General features: G+C 59.3%; 13 protein-coding genes. 3 read left to right on the forward strand and 10 right to left on the reverse strand.

Annotated features, from left to right (window positions below; translation table 11 throughout):
* Positions 1–38 precede the first annotated feature (38 nt).
* Positions 39–1,829, forward strand: coding sequence for an acyl-CoA dehydrogenase C-terminal domain-containing protein (locus ACTHND_RS05920; RefSeq protein ID WP_440176712.1), 1,791 nt, complete (start codon positions 39–41; stop codon positions 1,827–1,829).
* A gap of 114 nt (positions 1,830–1,943) precedes the next feature.
* On the forward strand, positions 1,944–2,495 hold the full coding sequence (locus tag ACTHND_RS05925; protein WP_440176714.1) for a hypothetical protein: 552 nt from the start codon (positions 1,944–1,946) through the stop codon (positions 2,493–2,495).
* 10 nt (positions 2,496–2,505) lie between these two features.
* On the opposite strand, the gene ACTHND_RS05930 is transcribed toward ACTHND_RS05925, so the two are convergent.
* Positions 2,506–2,988, reverse strand: coding sequence for a peroxiredoxin (locus ACTHND_RS05930; protein WP_440176716.1), 483 nt, complete (start codon positions 2,986–2,988; stop codon positions 2,506–2,508).
* A 163-nt stretch (positions 2,989–3,151) separates the two neighbouring features.
* On the opposite strand from ACTHND_RS05930, the gene ACTHND_RS05935 reads away from it, so the two are divergent.
* Positions 3,152–3,805 carry a YqgE/AlgH family protein gene (locus tag ACTHND_RS05935; RefSeq protein WP_440176718.1) on the forward strand — a complete coding sequence of 218 codons (654 nt, stop codon included), beginning with the start codon at positions 3,152–3,154 and terminating at the stop codon, positions 3,803–3,805.
* On the opposite strand, the gene ACTHND_RS05940 is transcribed toward ACTHND_RS05935, so the two are convergent.
* The 9 genes from ACTHND_RS05940 to coxB all read right to left on the reverse strand — a co-directional run bounded on the left by ACTHND_RS05940 (position 3,802) and on the right by coxB (position 13,336).
* Complete coding sequence (locus ACTHND_RS05940) at positions 3,802–5,514, reverse strand: putative bifunctional diguanylate cyclase/phosphodiesterase (RefSeq protein ID WP_440176720.1); 1,713 nt, start codon at positions 5,512–5,514, stop codon at positions 3,802–3,804. The two genes, ACTHND_RS05935 and ACTHND_RS05940, sit on opposite strands and share 4 nt — an antisense overlap.
* Positions 5,515–5,595: 81 nt before the next feature.
* Positions 5,596–6,861 carry a M16 family metallopeptidase gene (locus ACTHND_RS05945; protein ID WP_440176722.1) on the reverse strand — a complete coding sequence of 422 codons (1,266 nt, stop codon included), beginning with the start codon at positions 6,859–6,861 and terminating at the stop codon, positions 5,596–5,598.
* A complete protein-coding gene (locus tag ACTHND_RS05950; RefSeq protein ID WP_440176724.1) occupies positions 6,858–7,562 on the reverse strand; it encodes an SURF1 family protein in 705 nt (234 codons plus the stop codon). The genes ACTHND_RS05945 and ACTHND_RS05950 overlap by 4 nt, the downstream gene beginning before the upstream one ends.
* 76 nt (positions 7,563–7,638) lie before the next feature.
* Positions 7,639–8,535: a cytochrome c oxidase subunit 3 gene (locus tag ACTHND_RS05955; RefSeq protein ID WP_440176726.1), complete on the reverse strand. Its 897-nt coding sequence runs from the start codon at positions 8,533–8,535 to the stop codon at positions 7,639–7,641.
* A 219-nt stretch (positions 8,536–8,754) separates the two neighbouring features.
* Positions 8,755–9,315: a cytochrome c oxidase assembly protein gene (locus ACTHND_RS05960; protein WP_440176728.1), complete on the reverse strand. Its 561-nt coding sequence runs from the start codon at positions 9,313–9,315 to the stop codon at positions 8,755–8,757.
* Between the two features lie 2 nt (positions 9,316–9,317).
* Positions 9,318–9,536, reverse strand: a complete 219-nt coding sequence (locus ACTHND_RS05965) for a hypothetical protein (RefSeq protein ID WP_440176730.1) — start codon at positions 9,534–9,536, stop codon at positions 9,318–9,320.
* A complete protein-coding gene (locus ACTHND_RS05970) occupies positions 9,533–10,510 on the reverse strand; it encodes a heme o synthase (RefSeq protein ID WP_440176847.1) in 978 nt (325 codons plus the stop codon). Before ACTHND_RS05970 ends, ACTHND_RS05965 begins: the two co-directional genes overlap by 4 nt.
* A 138-nt stretch (positions 10,511–10,648) precedes the next feature.
* Positions 10,649–12,364 (reverse strand): cytochrome c oxidase subunit I, encoded by a 1,716-nt coding sequence (gene ctaD, locus ACTHND_RS05975; RefSeq protein WP_440176732.1) that lies wholly within the window; start codon positions 12,362–12,364, stop codon positions 10,649–10,651.
* A 24-nt stretch (positions 12,365–12,388) separates the two neighbouring features.
* A complete protein-coding gene (coxB, locus tag ACTHND_RS05980) occupies positions 12,389–13,336 on the reverse strand; it encodes a cytochrome c oxidase subunit II (RefSeq protein WP_440176849.1) in 948 nt (315 codons plus the stop codon).
* Positions 13,337–13,763 lie beyond the last annotated feature (427 nt).

The raw sequence follows: 13,763 nt of genomic DNA on the forward strand, positions 1-13,763 counted from the left end.
ACATTTAATTCTACTTTCCTAAACAGGGATAATAAGAAATGGCCTATGTAGCCCCGGTCCGCGACTATCAGTTCCTCTTCGAAAATGTCTTCAAGACGGACCAGTACAGTAACCTGAAGGGCTTTGCCGACGCCGACTCGGCGACTGTGGCGGCCATTCTGGAAGAAGCCGCAAAATTTGCCGAAGAGGTCCTTCACCCCATCAACATCACCGGCGATAAGGAAGGCTGCACGCTCGATCCGGTCACCCATGAAGTCACCGCCCCCAAAGGCTACAAGGAAGCCTACAAGGCCCTGACTGAAGCCGGCTGGACGGCGCTTTCCGGTGATCCGCAATATGGCGGCCAGGGCCTGCCGCACTTCGTCAATACCGCCTTTTCGGAAATGCTCTCCGGCGCCTCCTCCGCCTTCGGCATGTATCCCGGCCTGACCGAGGGCGCCATTTCCGCGCTCACCGCCGGCGGGACGCAGGCGCAAAAAGACCTCTATTTGCCCAAGCTGATCAGCGGCGAATGGTCGGGCACCATGAACCTGACCGAACCGCATTGCGGCACTGATCTGGGCCTGCTCCGCACCAAGGCGGTGCCGGCCGGTGACGGCAGCTACAAGATCACCGGCCAGAAGATCTGGATTTCAGCCGGCGAGCACGACTTCACCTCGAACATCTGCCATCTGGTGCTGGCCCGCCTCGAAGGCGCGCCGGCGGGCGTAAAAGGCATTTCGCTGTTCCTGGTGCCGAAATTTATCCCCGATGCCGACGGCAATCCGGGTGAACGCAATTCGCTGCAATGCGCCGGTCTTGAGCACAAGATGGGCATTCACGGCAATTCGACCTGCGTCATGATGTACGATGAGGCCAAAGGCTTCCTGTTGGGTTCGGAAAACGAAGGGCTGAAGATCATGTTCTACATGATGAACAATGCCCGTTTCGGCGTTGGCCTCCAGGGTTTGGCGATCGGCCATGCCGCGCTTGTGGCCGCCAATCAGTTCGCAAAGGACCGCCTGCAGGGCCGCGCCCTCACCGGCCCGAAATCACCGGAACTGCCCGCCGACAGCATCCTTGTTCACCCCGATGTCCGCCGGATGCTGCTCGAAAGCCGCGCCCTGATCGAAGGCGGTCGCGCCTTCCTGACCTGGGTGTCGCTCCAGGCCGATCTGGCGCACGTTTCTGAAGACGAATCGATGCGTGAAAAAGCAAGCGACTATATGGGTTTGCTTACCCCCGTCATTAAGGCGTATCTGACCGACAAGGGACTGAAAGTGACGCAGGACGCCATGCAGGTTCATGGCGGTTCGGGTTTCACCGAGCACTTCCCGGCTTCGCAATATATGCGCGATGTCCGCATTACCCTGATCTATGAAGGCACCAACGGGGTACAGGCGCTCGATCTCGTCGGTCGCAAGCTGCCTTCCAAGGGCGGGCGTGCCCTGCAAACCTTCCTGGGCGAAATCGACGCCTATATCGCCGCCGAGGAAAGCGACACGAAGGTGCCCGCTTATATCAAGGCCCTGAAAGATACCAAGGCGAAACTGCTCGACGGCACCATGTGGCTGATGCAGAACGGCATGGGCAATCCGGATGCCGCCGCCGCCGGTTCGCTCGATTACCTGCACCTTTTCGGCCTGACCTGCACCGCCTATATGTGGGCTCGCATGGCAAAGGAAGCACAGGCCCAGATCGACGCCGGCGCCACTGATCCCTTCTTCGACACAAAGCTCAAGGTCGGCCGCGTGTTCCTGGAACGCATCCTGCCCGACGCAGAGGCGCATCTGATCAAGATGAAGGCCGGGTCAGAGGGCCTGATGGCGCTGGCTGACGATCAGTTCTGATCGGCTCACGGGGACCGCCAGTCTGGTCCCCGTAAAATACACGCGACAAGATAGCCGCCTTGCCCGTTAACCATATCCGATCTACCCTGTTCGTTTGGGGATAAGGGGCCTGGTATGAAAACGATTATAGCTGTGATCCTGTTAGCTTGCGTCACGGCTTTTGGATTATGGGCGATTGCGCCGGAAACGTCCGCCAGGCAATCCTGCGCGGTGCTTTCCACCGCCTGTATCAATACACCGGCCGAATTTACCCACGTCATCACCGATTATCACGGTGTGGCTTCGGATGGGCAACCGCAATCGGAATATATCTCGCTTTACAGGAACAGTGACGACCAGGAGCCGACGGTCCGCTTTGAAGCCAGGACCGATTCCCTGACCAGGGCCGAATTACCGGCAGACTTTACCTGCGCGCCACGCGGCGCGGATGAACTACTGTGTCATCGCCCGTTGCAGGACAGCGGCATAGAGGAGACCGCTATTCTGCGTCCGCAGGGCTTCCTGGGACTGCAAGCCTGTGATCCGTCCTATGACGTGCTCTATCTGACCCCGCGCGCCGGGCTTTCCGGTATCCGGCTTGAGGATTATGCCGACCTGCGCCAGCGGCCTTCGCCACCGAGGTATACCCGGTGGCAGGCCATGCTGGATCGCAGGAAGTGTGGCTAAAACCAGAAAACTAGAGATTTTCCAGAACGTATTCGGCGCTGGAGACCCTGAATTCACCGCCGGCCTCGACGAACAGCTTGTCGATCTTGCCATCCCGGATCACGGCGGCATAACGCTGCGAACGCGGTCCCATGCCAAAACCCGAAGCATCAAGCGTCAGGCCCATGGCCTTGGCAAACTCGCCATTGCCATCGGCCAGCATGACCACTTCGTCACTGATGCCCTGATCCTTCGCCCACGCTTTCATGACGAAATAATCGTTGACCGAAGTGCAGGCGACGACATCGACGCCCTTGGCGGCGAAATCAGCCACATGATCCTTGAAGCCCGGCAGGTGGCGCGCCGAACAGGTCGGCGTGAAGGCGCCCGGCACAGCGAACAGGACCACCGTCTTGCCGGCGAAGAAGTCTTTTGAGGCAACGGGCTTGGGCCCAGCTTCGTCAACCAGGGTCAGGGTGAGTTCGGGGATGGAGTCGCCGGATTGCAGGGTCATGATATGTCTTTCTGAATGGATCGCGGCGAAGTCCTAAGGGAATTCGCCATCAAAATGCGATACGGATGGCTATCCGCATTTGTGGCATTTTGCAATCAAGACAGTCGTATCCATATAAGGTACTATCACCTCGTCCCGCTCGCGCTCTTCCAGAGGCACTGCCATGATCAGCTCATCAGACACGTTTACCCAAGATGGTCGTCCGCCTGCTCATATCTCCTATCAGGGGCAGTTGCTGATCGCCATGCCGGTACTGAATGACCAGCCTTTCAATCACAGCGTCATCTATGTCTGCCAGCATGACGAGGACCATGCCATGGGCCTGATCCTCAACCAGCCGATCAGTGGTCTGAATTTCAGCAAGATGATGAAGGAACTGGGCATAGAAAGCGACAATCCGCGCTTCGCCCAGAGACTGGCCATGCAAAAGATTTACCGCGGCGGCCCGGTCCAGAATGACCGGGGTTTCGTGCTGCACAGCCTTGATTACCAGATAGACGACATTACGCTCGATCTCGGCGGCCCCTTCATCAGCCGCCCCGATGGTGAAGAACAGGGCGTGGGGCTGACCGCCTCACGCGATATCCTGGTCGATCTGTCCGCAGGCGCCGGTCCGGCCCGCAGCCTGATTGCGCTGGGCTACGCCGGCTGGGGCCCTGGTCAACTGGAAAGCGAAATCAGCCAGAATGCCTGGCTGGTGGTACCAGCAAGCCAGGAACTGATTTTCGGCGGCGATCCGGAGCATCTGTGGAGCCGCGCTCTGGCCAGCATGGGCATCCAGCCGGGGCATCTGTCAGGAACAGCGGGAACGGCTTAAGCCGGCTTTAGTTCGCGGCTCAGGGATGCCGCCAGAAACGCCTCTGCCTCGACAGGTTTCAAAGCCTTTGCAAACCCGTAGCCTTGCCCCAGATGACAGCCAAGGTCATTGAGCCGCCCAGCTAGCCCCATATCCTCGACACCTTCGGCCACGACCTCCAGTCCGAAATCACGCCCCAGGGTCAGTATGGCGTGAACGATCTTTTCCGAAGCCGCATCCGTTTGCAGCGTGATGATAAACGAACGGTCGATTTTCAACGTATCAAAGGGCAGCTTGGCCAGGTATGACAGGGAAGAAAAGCCGGTGCCGAAATCATCGAGCGCGATGCCGGCGCCTGCATCACGCAGGGCCTCCAGTGTGCGAGCCGCAGCGTCCGGATCGCGCATGACATCGCTTTCGGTCACCTCCAGCTTAAGGCATCTGAGCGGCAAATCCGCCTCGCGGATCAGGCGCGAGACATCTTCCACCAGATGCAGACGCTCGATTTCCGGCGCCGACAGATTGACGCTGACGAAGAAACCGGCGGGCAGATCATAGGCCGCACGCCACTTCGCCAGGCAGTTCACCGTTGAAGTGAGGATGATCGCGCCCAGATCGGTCATCAGGCCGAGATCGCGCGCCGCGGTCAAGAAATGATCCGGCGGGATGATGCCGCGCTTTGGATGCACCCAGCGGGCCAGGGCCTCGAAGCCCGCGATCATGCCTGTCTTGAGATCGACGATCGGCTGATACCAGGCATGTATCTCACCGCTGATGAATGCCTTGCGCAACTCGGCCTCCAGCGCCAAACGGGTCAGGCCATCGCTTTCCAGGTCACGCTTATAGGCCGCCACACCGCCCGCCCCTTTTAACCGGGCTGCCTCAACCGCCATTTCGGCACGGCGCAGCAGTTCCGCGCTTTCGAGCGCACCGGTGCCCCCCTCGACTGAGACCGCGCCCATGGAAAAGGTCGGGTGAATATCGAAGCCGGCGATGATAATCGTGCGCTCCATGGCATTACGCATCCGCTCAGACACGCGCGGAAAGCCACGCAGGGTCAGGACCGCGAATTCATCCTCGCCCAGACGCGCCAAGACGGCGGTGTCGCCAAAAGCGTCCCGCAGGCGTTGCGCCAGAATGCCCAGCACCAGGTCAGCGCGCTCATGGCCGAGCGCTTCGTTCAAACGACGGAAACGATTGAGATCGCCAACCACCAGGTCGTAATCGCCCTCACGTGACAAAAGAGCTCGGCTGGCGCTCAAAAATCCCTGGCGATTATACAGGCCGGTGAGTGAGTCGATATGGATATCCTGAACCAGACTGTCTGCGTCCGGCATTTGGCGGATATCCCGGCTCATCTCGGTCACCGTGCCGAGCACCAGTGACGGCCGGACCTTACGCCCCTTGAAATAAAGTAAACGCCGGTCTTTCAGACGCATCAGGCATTGCACCTGTTCTTCGCCAGGCAGGCCGGCAGCGGTCCGCACTTCGAGCGTTTTCAGGACCATATCCAGCCGATCGGTTTCACCTGAGGCAAACAGAGGCATCAGGTCTTCAAGCGTAAAGACACCAGCCAAAGCCTGCAGATCAAGTGTTCGCGCATCCCCCCGGAATTCAAAACGGCCGCATGACAGATCATAGGCCCATAACAGGCTGTCGGCGCCCGTCAGCGCCAGCGCACGGACAGTTTCGTCGTCAAGCCATAAGGGCGTTGCGCTTCCGCGATCCATAATGCCTTTCGCCCTCCACACACTCTGCGCTGTCAGGAATGACGTGATTTGCGCCGGAATGCACCCGAAAGGGTATAAAAATTATGCCGCCAAAATGGCTGACACATCACTCATGGATTTCGGCCCCAAAAGCGCGCTGGCGCACGCCTTTTGCGAGCTTATGGCCGAACCGACACGCACCAGATCATCGCGGCTGACGCCTTCGATATCAGCCGCCACCTCATCCAACCTAAAGACCTTGCCGAAGGTCGACAATTGGCTGGCAAAGGTGCCGCAGCGCGAGGCCGCACCTTCGTGGTTGAGGAACAGCGAGGTCATGAACTGCGCCTTGGCCCGTTCCAGTTCTGCCTGCAAAGGATTGGATGAAAGTTCGCCCAGAACCTTTTGAATTAGTTCGATAAGCGGCACCACATCTGCGGCTGCGCACCCCGCATAGACTCCGAATATCCCGCCATCCCGATAAGGCGTGGTGAAGGCGTCGATACTATAGGCCAGCCCCCTCGCCTCACGTGCCTCCTGGAACAGACGCGAGGCCATGCCGCCGCCCAGGATCTCGCTGAACAGGCGCAACGGAATGATATCCTGACTCAGACGGCTGACGCCTTCAAAGCCGATCGTCAGATTGGCCTGTTCGATCTTGCGCTTCTGGATATGGCGCTCCGTGGTGAAGCGCATCGCTGCCGGCTTGCCGAAACCGGCATGGGCCGGAACCGACTCGACGCACGGTTTCAGCGCCGCATAAACCGCTTCCGGCGCCACACCGCCTGACACACAGATGACGATCTGATGCGGCGCATACAGCGTATCGGCGAAGGCGCGCAAAGCCTCCGGCGTTACCGGTTTCAGGCTCTGTTTTGTGCCCAGGATCGGACGGCCGAGCGATTGCCCGGCGAACATGGACGATTGCAGCAGGTCGAACACATGGTCGTCCGGCGTATCATAAGCTTCGAGGATTTCCTGCTCGACCACCTTCTTTTCCCGCGCCAGTTCTTCGGCATCGATAGCCGGGCGGAACATCAGGTCGGTAACGATTTCCAGTGCCAGAGGCATCAGGCTATTCAGGCCGCGCACTTCAAAACGCGTATGTTCATAGCCGGTAGAGGCATTAATCGTGCCGCCCTTGTGCTCGATGGCTTCGGCCAGGTCGCGGGCGTTGCGGCCGCCTGCGCCCTTGAAGACCATGTGCTCCAGCAGATGCGCCCAACCCGACTGCGCTTCAGTCTCAAACCGCGCCCCGCCATAGATCAGAGCGCTCAGGGCAAACGTCTTCAGCCCCGGCATAGGATCGACCAGCAGGCGCAGGCCGTTATCGAAGGTGTAGAGCTTTTGCGAGGCGAGAATAGTCAAGCGGTTTTGTTCTTTCTGGCGCGCTGATAAACCACGCTGCCGAAAACACCCAGCAAAGCCCAGCCAAGGCCGAACCAAGTCAGGGCGTACTCCATATGGCGGTTAGGCAGGGGCGCGGTCAGCGGTCCCTGCGACAGGCCCGCTATATCGGCGTGACTGGCCTTCAGGTCAAGGACCAGGAAATAATCGTCTCGCAGGCGGGCGTTCAGCCGCGGTCCCATCTCACCGGCCGAGCGCCAGTACCAGTCGTTCTCGGCCACGCGATTAACCAGTGTAAACGGACCTGATTTTTCAAAAGCTCTTAGGCGGCCGACAGGCGTAATCACCACTACCGCGGGGGGTAATTTTTCCCTGGCGAACCCGATATCGACCAGCATGGCCTTATCGGTCAGCGGACAGGCCGCCAGAACCCGATATCCCGGCACACCATCGACTTCCGAATGCATGTAGATTGCACTGCCCAGATCGATCTCGCAGGTCGGAAAGACCGCCGAGCGCCAGTCGGGCTTCGCCTGAGCCAGCAGCGTTTCCGCCGGTATCGGCGCGGCGGCTTCCGTGCGCGCCATATCGGCGATCAGCGCTTCCTTCCATTTCAGGCGCTCAAGCTGCCAGATGCCGAGGCCATTGAGGATAACAAAGGCGATCGCGGCGGCAATGGCCAGTCCGGGCGGCACGGCTTTCAGATATTCGCGCAGGGTCATGAGGGGCCGGTCAAATAGTGAGGGCGCCGGCTCTGTAGCCGACGCCCGGTAAGAATTCTCAAATTCGGTCGCCCGCTTAGTGCGGACCGCCGAAGATGACGTAGACAAAGGCAAACAGGAACAGCCAGACCACGTCAACGAAGTGCCAGTACCAGGCGGCAGCTTCGAAACCGAAGTGCTTCTTCGGGGTGAAGTCACCGGCAATGGCGCGCAGCAGGCAGACGATCAGGAAAATGGTACCGATCAGGACGTGGAAGCCGTGGAAGCCCGTAGCCATGAAGAAGGCCGAGCCATAAAGATTGGCGGCGCCGGTGGCATCGGCCGCATCCTTGAACAGGAAGAAGTGGAAGTTGTGCTCCTTGGCGACTTCCATATATTCAAAGCCCTGAACACAGGTGAACAGAGCGCCGAGGATGACCGTCAGGAGCAGACCCTGGATGGCGCCCTTGCGATCATTTTGCTGGAGCGCGTGGTGCGCCCAGGTGACCGTGGTGCCGGAGGTCAGCAGCAGCAAGGTATTGACCAGCGGCAGATGCCAGGGATCGAGCGTTTCAACGCCTGCCGGCGGCCAGGTTGACCAGGCGGTCTTCACTTCCTCGATGGCCGACATGTCGCCGGCACGATGGCCGTGGAACAGGGCCATTTCAAAGAAGATCCAGAAGAAGGAGACGAAGAACATGACTTCTGAGGCGATGAACATGATCATGCCGTAGCGCAGACCAAGCTGCACGACCGGGGTATGATCGCCCGCCTTCGATTCCTTGATGACGTCGCGCCACCAGAAAACCATAGTGAGGAGGATCAGCGCCAGGCCGACCAGCATCAGCCACCATTCGCCCTTGGCGACGCCGAACAGGCCGCGCATACCGGCCACCATGCCGAATGCCCAGACGACCGCCGATGCCGAGCCCATCAGGGGCCACGGGCTGGGGTCAATGATATGGTAGTCGTGTTTAACGCCGTGATGGGCCATTTTCGTTCAACTCACCTTTTAGTACCGCTTTTTGAAGTGCGGCTGATTTTATATGCAGGCATAACCTGAGATTCTGATTATGCCAAATTATCTTTAAACACAATGCAAAGCGCACCGAGATTCCGTCGCTTTTTCCAAGTTTTGACGTCCTTTACGTCGAAACTTGGCAAGGGCAAGGCCCGCCGCCGCCTTTGCGGCGAGACCCGCGGCGCCTGAGCGCTAAGATGCGGCTTTTGAGACGCTTGCGGGTACTTTCGATTCAAAAAACGTATAGGACAAGGTCACGTCCGGCACGGTATTGGTGTCGCTGTTTTCCATCAGCTTCGGATCGAGGAAATAGACCACCGGAAAGCGCTGCGATTCTCCGGGCTGGAGGGTGACATCATTGAAGCAGAAACACTGCGTCTTCATGAAATAGGCGCCCATGGTATCGGGCAGCACATTATAGGTAGCACGCGCCGTGACGGGATGGTCGGCATTGTTCTTCACATCAAACCATACCATGGCCGATTTCCCGACACGCGTATCCAGGTAAGGCTTTTCCGCCTTGAAACTCCACGGCACACCGTTGGTGTTGGTGTCGAAGCGCACACGTACGATTCTCTTGCCCGGCGTCTGGATCGCCGCCAGGGTGGCATTGGCCTTGCGGGCCGTGCCGGCAAAACCGGTGGCGTTACAGAAGGCGCGATAGGCTGGCACAGCGGCAGCCGTGAGCGCGCACATGACGACAAGTGCCCCTACCAGCGACAAAACCACCTTGCTGTTCCGGCTGAGCGCCATGCCTAGTGGCTTCCCGAAACGGAGGCGCGCGCCGCGGCGGCACTCTCAGCATCATGCCTGATGCCCTGCGACATGCGCGCCATCGAAATGAAGAAAACCAACACGACGAACGCGGCAAGCGCCAGCCCGATATAGAGGTTGCGCTTCTTCTGCGCCTTCACATAGGCGGCCTTGCCTTCTGCCAATACGTTTTCTGGCGGGTTTTCAGGATGCTCGGTCATGACATCAGTCCGGTAATGACGTGTTCGACCAGCAGGGTGGCGAACAGCGCCGTCAGATAAAGGATGGAAAAGGCAAAGAGGTTACGCGCGGCCAGGGCTTCCTTCTTAACATCGTAAAGGCTGGCCTCACCACCTTCCGGATGGTCGCCGGCACGCGACAAAAAGACGCGCACGGCCAGATAGATGAAAAAGCCGCCGCCCAGAATCGAGACCGCCGCATAGACCAGTCCGCCCATATGGAAGGCAATCGGCAGGCAGGCGACCGGCGCCATGACCAGCGAATAGAGCAGTATCTGCAAGCGGGTCGATTTTGCGCCCTTCGCCACCGGCATCATGGGAATGCCGGCATTGGCATAGTCCTCGGTGGTGTAAAGGGCCAGCGCCCAGCTATGCGGCGGGGTCCACAGGAAGATGATGGCGAACAGTATCCACGCCTCGATCGGCGCATGGCCGGTAGCCGCCGCCCAGCCAATCACCGGCGGAAAGGCGCCTGCCGCGCCGCCGATGACAATATTCTGCGGCGTCCGGCGCTTCAGGATCAACGTGTAAAAAACAACATAATAGGCGATGGTCAGAGCCAGCAGGCCGGCCGCCAGACCATCCGGAAAGGCCAGCCACATCAGGGCCACAGACAGGAAGGCCAGCACACCGCCAAAGGCATAGGCATCGCTTTTGGTCACCCGGCCGGCCGCGACGGGGCGCATCCGGGTGCGGCGCATCAGGGCGTCGGTCTCGCCTTCGATCGCCATATTGAGCGCCCCGGCTGCGCCCGCACCGATGGCGATGCAGAAGACCGCGACCGCCGCCAGCAGCGGATTCATATGAATATTGGCCCAGGACTGGGAAATGATCAGGCCGGTAAAGCCTGTGAAGACGACCAGCGACATGACGCGCGGCTTCAAAAGCTGAAAATAGTCACGCGGCGATCCGCGCATGGCCTTTGAGGCATAGGCGTCGCGCAGATTCGCTTCCATCTCCTCACGGGTCAGGGCGGTTTGCGATTTTTTCGCCTTGATTTTCGGTTCAGAACTCAAGCTACGGGCCTTCAAGAACAAAGGGGGCGAAGACCGTTCGGACTTCACCCCCCGATTTAGCAATCCAGTTTAACGGATTTAGTGATGTGCGTCTTCGTCTTCTTTTATTACCGGCAGTTCCGAGAACTGGTGATAAGGCGGCGGCGACGACAGGGTCCATTCCAGGGTGGTGGCGCCCTCGCCCCACGGATTGGCCTCCCCCTTGCGGCGGACGATTGCGGCTTCCAGGCACATGATCAGGAAGACCACGACGCCGACCGCCGTAATGGCATAACCGATTGAGGAAATCTTGTTCCAGTAGGCAAAACCTTCCGGATAATCGACATAACGGCGCGGCATACCTTGCAGACCCAGGAAGTGCTGCGGGAAGAAGATCAGGTTAACGCCGACGAACATGATCCAGAAGTGCGCCGATCCCAGCCACTTATTGTATTTCACGCCGAACATCTTCTCGAACCAGTAGTAGAAACCGGCAAAGATCGAGAAGACGGCCCCGAGTGACAGCACATAATGGAAGTGGGCAACGACATAATAGGTGTCCTGCAGGCTGTAATCGACCGCGGCGTTCGAGAGCACGACGCCGGTGACGCCACCAACCGTGAACAGGAAGATGAAGCCGATCGCCCATTGCATAGGAACTGTGAACCACAGCGAGCCGCCCCACATGGTGGCGATCCACGAGAACACCTTAACGCCGGTGGGCACGGCGATGACCATGGTGGCCAGCACGAAATAGGCACGCAGGTCGAACGACATGCCGACAGTATACATGTGGTGCGCCCACACGATGAAGCCGACAAACCCGATGGCCATCATGGCGTAGGCCATGGCCAGGTAACCGAAGACGGGCTTGCGCGAGAATGTCGAGACAATGTGCGAGATGATGCCGAACCCCGGCAGGATCAGGATGTAGACTTCCGGGTGACCGAAGAACCAGAACAGGTGCTGGAACATGATCGGATCGCCGCCGCCGGTCGGATCGAAGAACGAAGTGCCGAAATTACGGTCGGTCAGCAGCATGGTAATGGCGCCGGCCAGAACTGGCAGGGACAGCAGCAGCAGGAAGGCGGTGACCAGGATGGCCCAGGCGAACAGCGGCATACGGTGCAGGGTCATGCCCGGCGCGCGCATGTTGAAGATGGTGGTGATGAAATTGATCGAGCCGAGGATCGACGAGGCGCCGGCCAGGTGGAACGACAGGATGACGAGGTCCATGGCCGGTCCGGGCGAGCCGGTATGGCTCGACATCGGCGGGTACATGGTCCAGCCGCCGGCAAAGCCGTGCTCGCCCCCAGGCCCCGAAGGCGTGAAGATCGAGGTGCAGAGCAGTATCCACGAAGCCACCAGCAGCCAGAACGAGATGTTATTCAGGCGCGGGAAGGCCATATCAGGCGAACCGATCATGATCGGTACGAACCAGTTGGCGAAACCGCCCATCGTGGCCGGCATGACCATGAAGAAGATCATGATGACAGCGTGGGCCGTAACCACCGAATTGAAGGCGTGCTTGGCATGGTCGGGGTTCGACAGGTTGAACAGGCCCATGGAATCGAGCATCGAGCCCTTCATGAAGACCTGGAGGCCCGGCTCGGCCAGTTCCCAGCGGATCAGGCCCGAAAAAGCGCCCCCGACCAGACCGGCCATGATGGCGAAGATCAGGTAAAGGGTGCCGATGTCTTTGTGGTTGGTGGTGAACACCCAGCGGGCGAAGAAACCCGGCTTGTGTTCGTGCGCGTCATGCGCATGGCTGTCCGCGTGGGTATCGCGTTCATGAGTGATGGCAGTTGAAGACATGATGGATATCTCTCTGAACTGAACTTAGTGCGCGGCGGCCGCACCGGAAGCGGGCGCGGCAGAGGCTGAGGCGTTAGCGGGCGTAGCGGCAGCAGAAGCCGGCGCAGCGGAGGCAGCGGCCTCGGCAGAAGCGCTGGCGGCCGTAGCGGCGGAGGCAGCGGCTTCTTCAGCGGCGGCGGCAGAGGCCGCCGCTTCCGAAGCGATCATGGCGCGGGTCTTGCCGCCATTCTTGATGATGAAGGCGTCGAAGTCGGCATCGCTGACCACCTTGACCTCGATCGGCATATAGGCGTGGTCCTTGCCGCAAAGTTCGGAGCACTGCCCGTAATAGGTGCCGATCTTCTCGGCCTTGAACCAGGTATTGTTCAGGCGGCCGGGAATAGCGTCGATCTTGAAGCCAAAAGCCGGAACGGTGAAGGAGTGAATGACATCGGCGCCAGTCGTCTGGACGTGAATGACCTTGTTGACCGGAACAACCAGCACATTGTCGACTTCCAGCAGGTACGGAATGCCGGCGGCCTTGGCGGTCTTGATGTCCTTGGCGTCTTCACGCAGACGCGATTCGATATCGGTGACACCCAGTTCCGGATAATCATAGGTCCAGAACCACTGGTTGCCGGTGGCCTTAACGACCACATCAGGCTTCGGCATATCATTGTAGTCGCGCAGCAGGCTCAACGAGTAGATGGCGATGACGACGAGAATCAGCACGGGGATGACCGTCCAGATAATCTCGATCAGGGTATTGTGCGAAAACTTGGCCGGGACCGGATTGGCCTTCTTGTTGTAGCGGACCATGATCCACAGCAGCAGGCCGGCAACCAGCAGACAAATGGCAACGATGATAGGGAACAAAAGGTCGTTATAGAACCATTCCGTCTGGCGCTTCAGCGCCGAACCCGCCGGCTGCCAGCCCATGGCCTTGTCCGTCGGCTGTCCCATCACGTCCTCGGCAAAGGCCGAGACCGACATGGACGCCGATAAAGCCAGCGTGACGACCGCACCGGAGGCGGCCTTAAACAGCCCCGATCCGGAAAGCCCTTTGCCGAAAAGCCTTTTACTGCCCATTCGCAAAACCCTCATTTTCACGGCGGCCCGATGCCAACGCATCCGTAGCTGCCTATCCCTGAAACTTATACGCGACCCTATTCTGAACGAATCTGACGCACTTTCAGACCTGTAAACCGGTCTATCCAACTGGGTTCCATAATGCCTTCACGGCGAATTGCAAAGGGCAAAAAAGGGATTTGCCTTTTTTCGGCCCGAAAGAGCCATAACCGCGGAGCCGGTGCGGTCTTTTGTCGCATCTTTGCTGGCGCGCAGATGCGCGCGAAGAACCTCGCATAAGCTCGGGCGGCCGGTCGGCCTTGCCTCAAGCGCCGAATGGCTATTAAGACAG

This window comes from Asticcacaulis sp. (assembly GCF_051954415.1).
Taxonomy (GTDB): Bacteria; Pseudomonadota; Alphaproteobacteria; order Caulobacterales; family Caulobacteraceae; genus Asticcacaulis.

Bases quoted from the DNA above. Each gene is read 5' to 3' on its own strand.
- ACTHND_RS05920 (WP_440176712.1), top strand. From the start codon at position 39: ATGGCCTATGTAGCCCCGGTCCGCGACTATCAGTTCCTCTTCGAAAAT.
- ACTHND_RS05925 (WP_440176714.1), top strand. From the start codon at position 1,944: ATGAAAACGATTATAGCTGTGATCCTGTTAGCTTGCGTCACGGCTTTT.
- ACTHND_RS05930 (WP_440176716.1), bottom strand. From the start codon at position 2,988: ATGACCCTGCAATCCGGCGACTCCATCCCCGAACTCACCCTGACCCTG.
- ACTHND_RS05935 (WP_440176718.1), top strand. From the start codon at position 3,152: ATGATCAGCTCATCAGACACGTTTACCCAAGATGGTCGTCCGCCTGCT.
- ACTHND_RS05940 (WP_440176720.1), bottom strand. From the start codon at position 5,514: ATGGATCGCGGAAGCGCAACGCCCTTATGGCTTGACGACGAAACTGTC.
- ACTHND_RS05950 (WP_440176724.1), bottom strand. From the start codon at position 7,562: ATGACCCTGCGCGAATATCTGAAAGCCGTGCCGCCCGGACTGGCCATT.
- ACTHND_RS05955 (WP_440176726.1), bottom strand. From the start codon at position 8,535: ATGGCCCATCACGGCGTTAAACACGACTACCATATCATTGACCCCAGC.
- ACTHND_RS05960 (WP_440176728.1), bottom strand. From the start codon at position 9,315: ATGGCGCTCAGCCGGAACAGCAAGGTGGTTTTGTCGCTGGTAGGGGCA.
- ACTHND_RS05965 (WP_440176730.1), bottom strand. From the start codon at position 9,536: ATGACCGAGCATCCTGAAAACCCGCCAGAAAACGTATTGGCAGAAGGC.
- ACTHND_RS05970 (WP_440176847.1), bottom strand. From the start codon at position 10,510: ATGGAAGCGAATCTGCGCGACGCCTATGCCTCAAAGGCCATGCGCGGA.
- ctaD (WP_440176732.1), bottom strand. From the start codon at position 12,364: ATGTCTTCAACTGCCATCACTCATGAACGCGATACCCACGCGGACAGC.
- coxB (WP_440176849.1), bottom strand. From the start codon at position 13,336: ATGTCGGTCTCGGCCTTTGCCGAGGACGTGATGGGACAGCCGACGGAC.